This window comes from Lentzea miocenica (assembly GCF_033949945.1).
GTDB classification, from domain to species: Bacteria; Actinomycetota; Actinomycetes; order Mycobacteriales; family Pseudonocardiaceae; genus Lentzea; species Lentzea miocenica.
The window spans coordinates 183,735-193,587 of sequence record NZ_JAXAVW010000017.1; the positions used below are offsets into that span (position 1 = coordinate 183,735).

Genomic DNA, 9,853 nt, shown 5'->3' on the forward strand with positions numbered 1-9,853 from the left:
TCGTGTCACCGTGAACACTGCCGCCGTCGCGAGCCGCTGCCCAGACACCTGCTTTTCGTACGTCTGGCGTGCCTACCACCAGCAGTAGCAGGCACGACCGTGTGACGCCGGGAATACTCGGGTACATGACGACAGTGGATCCGCGCACCGAGCTGAGCGAGTTCCTGCGCAGCCGCCGGGCGCGGCTGTCGCCGGACGACGTCGGGCTGCCGCAGTACGGCAGGACCCGCCGCGTGCCGGGCCTGCGCCGCGAGGAACTGGCGCAGCTCGCGGGCGTCTCGGTCGCCTACTACACGCGCCTCGAGCAGGGCAACGGCCGCAACGTGTCGACCGAGGTGCTGGACTCGATCGCCCGCGCGTTGCGGCTCAACGACGCCGAACGCGCGCATCTGCAGAACCTGACCCGCACCAGGTCGAGCAAGAAGAAGGCTCCGCGGTCGCAGGTGCGGCCCGCGTTGCAGCACCTGCTCGACGGCATCGGCGTGCCCGCGTACATCGGCGGGCGGCGCACGGACGTCCTCGCGTGGAACCCGATGGCCGCGGCGTTGTTCGGCGACTGGGGCGAGCTGGAGCCGCGCGACCGCAACTGGGCCCGCATGATCTTCCTGCGACCTTCCTACCAGGAACTCTTCGTCAACTGGCAGTCCAAGGCCGCCGACATCGTCGGGTTCCTGCGGCTGGACGCCGGCTGCTGCTCCGACGACCCCGAGCTGGCCGCGCTGATCGGGGAGCTCTCGCTCAAGAGCGAGCTGTTCCGCCAGCTCTGGGCCGCGTACGAGGTGAAGGAGAAGAGCTTCGGCACGAAGGTGCTGAAGCACCCGCTCGTGGGCGAGATGACGCTGTCGTACGAGACGCTCCGGATGCCCAGCGAGCCCAACCTGTTCCTGAGCACCTACCACGCCGAACCCGGCACGGCGTCCGCCGAGGCGTTGCAGCTGCTGGCCAGCTGGGGCAAGGACGCGGCCCGCGACGGAGCCTCTGTTAGAAATCAGGCATGAGGACGCCACGCCTGGAGATCGAGTACTGCACCCAGTGCCGGTGGTTGCTGCGCGCCGGGTGGACCGCGCAGGAGCTGCTGACCACGTTCACGACCGAGCTGGGTGAGGTCGCGCTGATCCCCGGCACCGGCGGCGTGTTCGACGTCCGGCTCGACGGCGAGACCGTGTGGTCGCGCAAGGAGCAGGAGGGCTTCCCGGACCTCGCGGTGCTCAAGCAGCTGGTGCGCGACCGGGTGGCGCCGGAACGGTCGCTGGGCCACACCGATCGCAAGCACTAGCGTCCGGAGCGTCAGTCCGTCCGGATGAACCCCTTCGACACCATCCAGTCGCGCGCCACCTCGCCCGCGTCCCTGCCCTCCACGTCGACCTGACGGCACAGCTCGATCATCTGGTCGTTGGTCAGCGCGCGGCTCACCGTCTCCAGCGGGCCGCGGACCTGCGGGTGGCGGGCCAGGAACTCGGCGCGCACGGTCGGTGCCACGTTGTACTGCGGGAAGGCCTGCTTGTCGTCCTCCAGCACGCGGAGCTTCTGCGCGGCGATGCGGCCGTCGGTCGTGAACACCTCGCCGATCGGGCAGGTGCCGCCGGCGACGGCCGAGTAGATCGTGCCGATGCCGAAGTTCTTCACCTCGCCGACCGGGAAGCCGTAGGCCCGTTTCGCCGCGGGGAAACCGTCCTGGCGGCTGGTGAACTCCGTCTCCAGGCAGAACACCGCCTGGTCCGGGTTCCGGGCGAGGAACGCGGCGAGGTCCGAGGTCGTCTTCAGACCGTGCTGCGCGCCGTAGGCCTCGGTGACGGCGAACGCGTACTGGTCGTTGAGCGGCGAATAGGCGAGCCACTCGACGCCGAACCGTTCGAGGTCGGCCTTCTTCGTGGCGTCGTACTGCGCCTGTTCACCGCCGGGCACCGGGAGTTCGTTGCCCTGGTAGTTGATCCAGCCGGTGCCGGTGTACTCCCAGGTGACGTCGACCTCGCTGTTGAGCAGGGCCTGCCGCGCGGTCTGCGAGCCCTTCAGGTCGGTCAGGTCGACGACGTCCGCGCCCGCGGCGGACAACGCCATCTCGGCCAGGTAGCCGAGCAGGATGTTCTCGGTGAAGTCCTTGGACCCCACGGTGATCTCGACGCCGCGCAACGACTGGTCGGGCTGGATGGACCCCGGCAGCACCTGGTAGGGCAACGCGGTGTTGATGTCGAGGCCACAACCACCCAGGAACAGCACCAGAACGAGCAAGAGCCTTTTCATCGCAGCCCCTTCGGCCCGAACCACTGCTCCATGACCGCACCGGCCCAGTCGACGAGCAGGGCGAGCCCCGCCGCCAGTGCCGAGCCGGTCACCAGGACCTTCATCAGGTTCAGCTTGTAACCGGTGTCGATCAGCAACCCGAAGCCGCCCGCGTTGACGAACAGCCCGAACGTCGCCGTGCCCACCGCCAGCACCAGCGAGGTGCGCAGGCCGGCCAGGATCAACGGAGTGGCCAGCGGGAACTCGACCCGCCACAGCACACCGGACCCCGACATGCCGATGCCACGACCGGCGTCCACAAGAGACGGATCGACCTGCTGGATGCCGACGATCGTGTTGCGCAGCACCGGAAGCAGCGAGTAGAACGCGAGCGGTAGCGCGGCCACCCACAGCCCGCCCGAGGCGCCGGTGAGCAGGAACCACAGCACCAGCACACCCAGAGCGGGCGCGGCCTGGCCGACGTTCGCGACCGCCAGGAACACCGGTGCCAGCCAGCGCGCCCAGGGCCGGGTCGCGACGACGCCCGCCGGAACCGCGACCAGCACCACGATCGCGGTCACCACGATCGTCATCAGCAGGTGGTCGGCCAGCGCCTGGAGCAACGACGACGCGTTCAGCGTGCTCTTCTCGGTCGCCGTCAGCTCACTCGAGAACACCCACGCCAGCACACCACCGACGATCAGCACCACCGCGAGCGGTTGCGCCCAGAACCTGATCCGCTCGCCCGTCATGCGGTCGCCCGCAACCGTTGCACGACCTCGGTCACCGTCGTGAGGTCGAGCGTGCCGACGTACTCACCGCGGTTGCCGGTGACGACCGCGCGCCCGCCCTCGTTGACCATCGCCTCCAGGGCGTCGCGCAGCGTCGACTGCAACGTCACCGAGTCCTGCACCGGTCGTCCGAGACCGTCCAGCGACTGGGCGCGCGTCAACTCCTTCACGTGCACCCATCGCAACGGCCGGTCGCGCTGGTCGAGCACCAGCACGAACCTCTCGTCACCCAGTTCCACAGTGGACGGTGCGGCGCCGGCCCTCGCGGTCACCGCCTGACCCAGCTCGACGTCGCGAACCCTCAGCAACGTCAACGCCTTCAACGACGCGCCGGCGCCGACGAACCCGGCCACCGTGTCGTCCGCCGGGTTGGCCAGGATCGCGTCCGGCGTGTCGTACTGCAGGATCGTGGACCTGTTGCCGAGCACGGCGATCTTGTCGCCGAGCTTCACCGCCTCGTCGAAGTCGTGCGTGACGAACACGATCGTCTTGTGCAGCTCGTTCTGCAGCCGCAACAACTCGTCCTGCAGGTGTCCGCGCGTGATCGGGTCGACCGCGCCGAACGGCTCGTCCATCAGCAACACCGGCGGGTCGGCGGCCAGCGCACGCGCGACGCCGACACGTTGCTGCTGACCACCGGAGAGCTGGCGCGGGAACCGGTCAGCGAACTCGCCGGGATCGAGCCCGACCAGCTCCATCATCTCCTCGACCCGAGCCGCGATCCTCTTCTTGTCCCAGCCCAGCAGCCCCGGCACGATGCCGATGCTCTGCGCCACGGTGAAGTGCGGGAACAGCCCTGCCTGCTGGATCGCGTACCCGACGCGACGGCGCAGGTCGTCCGGGTCGATCTTCAGCGCGTCCTCGCCGCCGATCGTGATCGTGCCCGACGTCGGCTCGATCAACCGGTTGATCATCCGCATGGTCGTCGTCTTGCCGCACCCGGACGGCCCGACGAACACCACGATCTGCCCGGCGGGCACGACCATCGAGAAGTCGTCGACCGCCGCCGCCTTCTGCCCGGGATACCGCTTGGTCACGTGGTCGAGCCTGATCTCAATGCCCTTTTCAGCCACGGACACCCCTCGAGACGGTGAAACGGTTGACCAGCACGTAAATGCCGTCGAGCAGCAGCGCGAGGATCACCACGCCGATCGTGCCGGTGAGGGCCTGGTTCAACGAGTTCGCGCTGCCCGCGTTCGCGAGCCCGGAGAACACCTCGGATCCGAGACCCGGCCCTTTCGCGTACGCCGCGATGACCGCGATGCCCATCAGCATCTGCGTCGCGACCCGCATTCCGGCCAGAATCGCGGGCCACGCCAGGCGCAACTCGACCCGGGTCAGTACCCCGAATCTGCTCATCCCAATCCCTTTTGCCGCATCGCTCACAGCCGGGTCCACACCGGCCAGTCCCACGATGGTGTTGCGCACGATCGGCAACAGCGCGTAAAGCACCAAAGCGACGACCGTGGTGTCCGCACCCAGTCCGAACACCGGAATCAGCAACGCCAGCAGCGCGAACGACGGAATGGTCAGAATCGTGCTCGCCAAGGCTGTGGCCAGCGCGGATCCCACCGGACTGCGGTAGACGGCGACCCCGATCACCACACCGAGAAGGGTCGCCAGAACTGTGCACTGCACCACTGCACTGACGTGCAAGAAGGCCTGCAAGGACAGCCGATCCCAGCGATCGGCGACGTACTGCAGCAAATTCATCCTCGTGGCCCCGCCCTCGAAGTTGGCGTCTACCCAACACCACTGTGGACAGTGGGGCAAGCATCAAGGAAGAACGAGCTGAACCAACGACCGCCCGCGAGACGTCTGCCAGATCGCCACGGCGAGCAAAACGGTGTAGCCGATCGCGGCGACCAAGACGAGCCGCGCTCGCAAACGTTCGTCGACTCGCCGCAGTGCGAAGACGACCAGCAACAGCACCTGAATCCCGTGCAGCCCGATGAAGTGCGGTACCCGGAAGTCGCCGCTCTCACCGATGTCATGCCCTTGGTACATCACGATTTCCTGGCCGTTGGCGTCGACGACCGTGCGCTGGTTGACCTCGGTGGCGAGCCAGTACACCGGCAGGATCATGCCGACCGTCGCCAACGCGAGCCCCGCGCGCACGGCCCGCTTCAGCGCCCGGTCACCGTCGCGTTGGAACAGCACCAACGTCACGATGGCCAGCTGTACGAGGAACAACACCGCGACGCCGTTGGTGAAGATCTGCGTGGCGAGGAGAGTGATCGAGTCGGTCGAGGTGTTGAAGTGGCTGAACGTGCCACGCGCGGCCTGAAACGTGATCGCCCCGACTTCGGCGAACGCCGCCACCGCGAACACCGTGCCCATCCACCACCCGAATTTCCGGGCCCTGGTGAGCGTGCTCAGCACCCACGAGAGCGTGCCGGAGTACACCCCGAAGGCGAGGCCGAACTTCATCGGCTTCAGCCAGAGCGGTTCCCCCAGCAGCGTGCGGTCGTCGAGGAAGATCCCGGCCGCGGCCACGAGGGCGAGGCCGAACAGCAGCAGTGTGTTGACCAGGAGTGGGCGATGCCAGTTCGTGAACATGACGGCAATGCTCAAAGGCTGACGCACCGTCAAGGTCAAGCAGCAGAATGGCGATGCCCCACAATGCAGGCGTGCTGACGATCAAGCGGCTCGCCGAGTACGTCGGCGTCACGGTGCGGGCGGTGCGCCACTACCACCAGACCGGCCTGCTCCCCGAACCGGAACGCGACCACTCCGGCTACCGGCGCTATCCCGCCCAGGCCGTCGTCGACCTGATCCGGATCAGGACGCTCACCGAGGCCGGCGTCCCGCTGACCCGTGTGCACGAACTGATCAGGGCGACCCCGGAGCAGTTCGCCACGGCGATCGAGGAGATCGACCAGGGCCTCACCCGGCAGATCGAGGAGCTGCGGCAACGCAAACTCGGCGTCGCCGCGCTCCAAGCAGGCGACCGGATGTTCCTGCCCGCCGAGATCACCGGCTACCTGGACCAGTTGCGCGCGCTGGGCGTCAGCGAACGCGGCGTGCGCTTCGAACGCGACGGGTGGATCCTGCTCGCCGCGAGCTACCCGGACCAGGCCCTGGGGTGGATCGCGCAGAAGCGCGAACAGCTGGCGGACCCGGACTTCCGCGAGTTCTACGTCACCTACGACCAGGCCCACGACTGGGACCCGGCCGATCCGCGGCTCCACGAGCTGGCCGACGTGATGGCGGCCAGACTGCGGCAGGAGTCGGCGCAGACGATCCACGAGGTGGTCTCCGCCGACGAGCAGTCGCTGCTCGGCGCACACGTGCAGGACTACTCGCCGGCGTGGATCCGGCTGGCCGAACTGGTGCGTCAGCGCACGACGTCGTAGACCAGCTTCTGGATGCCGTTCGAGTACGACTCGCTCTCGACGACCTTCAGCAGCTGCTTGTCCTTGTCGGTCTCGCTGAACAGCCGCTTGCCCGCGCCGAGCAGCACCGGGAACACCAGCAGGTGGTAGCGGTCGATCAGACCCGCGTCGGACAGGTTGCGGTTCAGCGTCGCGCTGCCGTGGATGGAGATCGGGCCGCCCTCGGTCTCCTTCAGCGCGGCCACGTCGTCCAGCGACCGCAGGATCGTGATGTCGCCCCAGTTGTCGACCAGCTGGTCTTCCTTCAGCGTGCTGGACACGACGTACTTCGGCATGACGTTGTACTGCGGGAAGTAGTCGAGCGTCGGCCACACCGGGGAGAAGGCCTCGTAGCTGACCCGGCCCATCATCATCGCCGCGGCCTCTTCCTGCTCACGGCCCTTGATCTCGTAGGCGGCCTCGTCGAACTCGATGTCCTTGAAGGTCCAGCCGGAGCTGCGGTGACCGGGCTCGCCGCCGGGGGCTTCGACGACGCCGTCGAGCGAGACGAACGCGGTGGCGATCAGGGTGCGCATCGGTTTCTCCTTGGTGTTCGCACTTGCTGTCATCAGTGCGTCGAACAGGCGACGCCAGGATCGACATCGCGCGCCAGGAAAGTTTCCGGCATGCGTCACGGCGGCGCTGAACACCCCTCCGAGTCCAGCGCCGCCGGCTGTCCAGGAGTCTTGCGGGCGCCGGGCCGGCTCACATGCGGGAAGACCCCCCAATTACCGGACGTGCATAGGTGATGAGCGCGGTTCTGGTCGGCTGGCCGGTGCGGGCCTTGAGGCTCGCGACATGGCGTTCGACGGTGCGCGGGGACAGGAAGAGCCGCTCGGCGATCTCGGCGTTCCCGAACCGTTCCACGACCAGTCGCAGCACCTCGAACTCGCGGACCGTCACACCGGCTTTGCGCAGTTCAGCGGGCACGGTGCCGTGGTCGCGCCGCCGTCGTTGCCGAGGTGCGCCCGCCTCGCGCAGCACCGCCCGGCACGCGGCGGCGACCGCGGCCACGTCGTGCCGGTGGAAGTGCTCCTCGGCCTCTCTCAGCCACTCCAGCGGCTCGCCCCACCCGTCGGCCAGCGCCCGCGGACCGGCCAGCCGCAGTCCCAGATGGCGCGGCAGGCCGAGGCCGGTGCTGAGTTCCAGCGCTTCCGCCGCCGCCTGGTTCGCCAGGGTCGCTCGACCGTCGCGGCCGAGCAGGATCGCGCGGCTCCAGGCGAAGTAGATCCGGTGCAGCCGCACCTGGGCGAGGTGCGACTCGGCCAGCCGTTCGTACTCCGGCCAGCCCGCGAGCCCGTGCGCGACCCGCACCAGCAGCCGCGGGCCCTGGTAGAAGGTGCCGCGCAGGATCCGCGGTTCCGTGACGGCCTTCTCCACCTCGTCGAACTCGGCCAGCGCGCGGTCGTAGCGTTCCTCCATCAACGCGCAGATCGCCGAGCTGTACGACCAGATCTCCTCCGACCCGCCGTGATCACGCAGCTGGGTCAGCGCCCGGTCGGTCGCCTTGCGGTCGCCGTGCATGGACGCGATACCGGCTTCGATGGCCACGGCCAGCGCCTTCAACGCGTGCAGGCCGAGCTTCTCGGCGGCCTCCCCCGCGCTGGCGCCGTACCTCGCGGACTCCTCGTAGTCGCCGCGCACCAGGTAGGTGGCGCCCAGGTGCAGGTCGGCCGCGATGAGGATGACGATCGCGCCGGTGTCGAGCGCCGCGCGCCGGGCCGCCAGCAGGGTGTCGACGCCGATGGTCAGGTACTTGTCGGTGATGCCGAGCTCCAGCAACGCCCGCAGCCGCCACGCCGCGAGCCCGTGCTGTTCGGCGACCTGCAGCCAGCGCTGGATGTGCTGCCGCGCCTCGGCGAGATCCTGCCCCCGCGTGCATCGGGTGAGCACTTCGAGGGCTTCGCAGACGATCTCCGGGGTGCCGGTGGCGGCCGCGCGTTCGGCCAGCGCGCGGGCCTTGGGCAGCAGGTCCAGCTGGTTGAGCCCGAGCAGCAGCGTCGCCTTGACGACGTCGATGGCCGCGCAGGTCTCCTTCTCCGTCGCGAGCAGGTCGAGACCGCGTTCCCACCGGCCCGCGACGGCCGCGACCCTGGCCTGGGCGAGACGGACGGCGGCTCTTCGTTCCGGCTCGGCGTGCGACGCGGTGAGCGCCTGCTGAAGTCGTTCTCCCAGCGCGAATGCCCGCGCGCCGTTGTCCGCGGGGACGACGACCGCGGCCAGCGGGAGCACCACGGCGAGCGCGTCGAGCAGGTCGGCCGCGAGGTCCGGATCGTCGCCCTGCAGGGTCTGTCCGCGTTCGAGCAGCTCGACCGCGGTGCCGAACCGGCCGAGCGCGGCGGCGTGCCGTGCGGCCCGGACGAGGCAGCCGATGGCCTTGCTCGTGTCGCCACCCGCCTCCCACAGCTCGGCGATGAGCTCCAGTTCGTTGGGACGCAACGCTTCCGTGGTTTCAGCTGCCTGGCGAGCGAGCGCCGCGCGGGCCGTCGGCGTCATCCTGCCCCGGATCGCGTCGGCGGTCAGCGCGTGCCGGAACTTCTGGCCGTGCACGAGCTGCGCGCGTTCGGCATCCTGCAACAACCGCGTCGCGTCCGCGCACTTCGCGACGGCCGCGACGACGTCCAGCGGGAACGTCCGCCCGAAGATCGCGGCGGCTTCGAGCAGCGCGACGCACTCGGGCCCGAGCGCGTCCACCCGTTGCAACGTCGCCGCCGCGACGGTGGGCGGCACGCCGGCCCGCAGATCGCCGTTGAGCAGCTCCTCGACGACGAACGGCACCCCGTCGGCGATCCTGGTGAGGTTCGCCAGCACGTCGGCGGGCACGGGTCCGCCGAGGCGGTGGCCGGCGAGTTCGGCCACCTCGTCGTCGCTCAAACCGTTGAGCCGCAACACACCCGCGACCCGGCGGGCAGCAGCCGAGTCCGCGAGTTGGCGCGCGCCATCGGGATGCGGCCGCAGCGTGGCCAGCAGCAGAACCGGTTCGTCCGCGAGGTTGTCGAGCAGGTAGTCGACCACGGCCAGCGTCTCGCCGTCCGCTTCGTGCAGGTCTTCAAGCAGCACAACGGTTTTCTCGGCGGTCAGCAACCTCAGCACCGCCTCGGCCCTGACCACGGCCGGATCCGGCACACCGGCGGGCGCGTCCGGGGCCATCCTCTGCAACACGGGCAGATAGGCGCCGAGCTGCTTCTCGTCCGGTGCGTCGACCTTGCGAAACGCCGACAGAACCGCCTCGCACAGCGCCCGCAACGGCACCGCCCGGCTCGCTCGTCCCCTGAGCACGCGAAATCCGCGGTGCGAGGCGTGCCCGACGAGCTCGGACGCCAGCCGTGACTTGCCGATTCCCGGTTCTCCCACCAGGAACACCGCGCCACCGCGACGCTGCTCGGCCCGTGCCACCGCGGCCCGCAGTGCTGAGGTCTCCTCGCTCCGACCCACCAGCACCGGGGACTGGAACTGCATGGCAAGCGA

The 9,853-nt window shown here is 69.1% G+C and carries 10 protein-coding genes; 3 read left to right on the forward strand and 7 right to left on the reverse strand.

From position 1 onward, the window contains the following. Positions 1–125 precede the first annotated feature (125 nt). Complete coding sequence (locus SK803_RS22115) at positions 126–998, forward strand: helix-turn-helix transcriptional regulator (protein ID WP_319967945.1); 873 nt, start codon at positions 126–128, stop codon at positions 996–998. Continuing rightward, positions 995–1,276, forward strand: a complete 282-nt coding sequence (locus SK803_RS22120) for a SelT/SelW/SelH family protein (protein ID WP_086663518.1) — start codon at positions 995–997, stop codon at positions 1,274–1,276. The genes SK803_RS22115 and SK803_RS22120 overlap by 4 nt, the downstream gene beginning before the upstream one ends. Positions 1,277–1,287: 11 nt before the next feature. Here SK803_RS22120 and SK803_RS22125 read toward each other — a convergent pair whose 3' ends face one another. The 5 genes from SK803_RS22125 to SK803_RS22145 all read right to left on the reverse strand — a co-directional run bounded on the left by SK803_RS22125 (position 1,288) and on the right by SK803_RS22145 (position 5,570). Beyond that, positions 1,288–2,241: a glycine betaine ABC transporter substrate-binding protein gene (locus SK803_RS22125; RefSeq protein WP_319967946.1), complete on the reverse strand. Its 954-nt coding sequence runs from the start codon at positions 2,239–2,241 to the stop codon at positions 1,288–1,290. Further along, a complete protein-coding gene (locus SK803_RS22130) occupies positions 2,238–2,972 on the reverse strand; it encodes an ABC transporter permease (RefSeq protein ID WP_319967947.1) in 735 nt (244 codons plus the stop codon). Before SK803_RS22130 ends, SK803_RS22125 begins: the two co-directional genes overlap by 4 nt. Beyond that, positions 2,969–4,090, reverse strand: a complete 1,122-nt coding sequence (locus SK803_RS22135) for an ABC transporter ATP-binding protein (RefSeq protein WP_319967948.1) — start codon at positions 4,088–4,090, stop codon at positions 2,969–2,971. Before SK803_RS22135 ends, SK803_RS22130 begins: the two co-directional genes overlap by 4 nt. Further along, on the reverse strand, positions 4,077–4,724 hold the full coding sequence (locus SK803_RS22140) for an ABC transporter permease (RefSeq protein ID WP_319967949.1): 648 nt from the start codon (positions 4,722–4,724) through the stop codon (positions 4,077–4,079). The genes SK803_RS22135 and SK803_RS22140 overlap by 14 nt, the downstream gene beginning before the upstream one ends. A gap of 63 nt (positions 4,725–4,787) precedes the next feature. Next, the gene (locus SK803_RS22145) at positions 4,788–5,570 is read right to left on the reverse strand and encodes a hypothetical protein (protein ID WP_319967950.1); all 783 of its coding nucleotides are present in this window, start codon (positions 5,568–5,570) and stop codon (positions 4,788–4,790) included. Positions 5,571–5,641: 71 nt separating this feature from the next. Here SK803_RS22145 and SK803_RS22150 point away from each other — a divergent pair, with 71 nt between their 5' ends. Then, entirely contained in the window at positions 5,642–6,367 is a 726-nt protein-coding gene (locus SK803_RS22150; RefSeq protein WP_319967951.1) for a MerR family transcriptional regulator, read from the forward strand. Here SK803_RS22150 and SK803_RS22155 read toward each other — a convergent pair. Beyond that, entirely contained in the window at positions 6,349–6,921 is a 573-nt protein-coding gene (locus tag SK803_RS22155; RefSeq protein ID WP_086663515.1) for a dihydrofolate reductase family protein, read from the reverse strand. The two genes, SK803_RS22150 and SK803_RS22155, sit on opposite strands and share 19 nt — an antisense overlap. Before the next feature lie 169 nt (positions 6,922–7,090). After that, positions 7,091–9,853, reverse strand: a 2,763-nt coding sequence (locus SK803_RS22160; RefSeq protein ID WP_319967952.1) for an ATP-binding protein, incomplete at its 5' end; no start/stop codon positions are given.

Coding starts and splice junctions, on each gene's coding strand:
- SK803_RS22115 (WP_319967945.1), top strand. CDS start 126: ATGACGACAGTGGATCCGCGCACCGAGCTGAGCGAGTTCCTGCGCAGC.
- SK803_RS22120 (WP_086663518.1), top strand. CDS start 995: ATGAGGACGCCACGCCTGGAGATCGAGTACTGCACCCAGTGCCGGTGG.
- SK803_RS22125 (WP_319967946.1), bottom strand. CDS start 2,241: ATGAAAAGGCTCTTGCTCGTTCTGGTGCTGTTCCTGGGTGGTTGTGGC.
- SK803_RS22130 (WP_319967947.1), bottom strand. CDS start 2,972: ATGACGGGCGAGCGGATCAGGTTCTGGGCGCAACCGCTCGCGGTGGTG.
- SK803_RS22140 (WP_319967949.1), bottom strand. CDS start 4,724: ATGAATTTGCTGCAGTACGTCGCCGATCGCTGGGATCGGCTGTCCTTG.
- SK803_RS22145 (WP_319967950.1), bottom strand. CDS start 5,570: ATGTTCACGAACTGGCATCGCCCACTCCTGGTCAACACACTGCTGCTG.
- SK803_RS22155 (WP_086663515.1), bottom strand. CDS start 6,921: ATGCGCACCCTGATCGCCACCGCGTTCGTCTCGCTCGACGGCGTCGTC.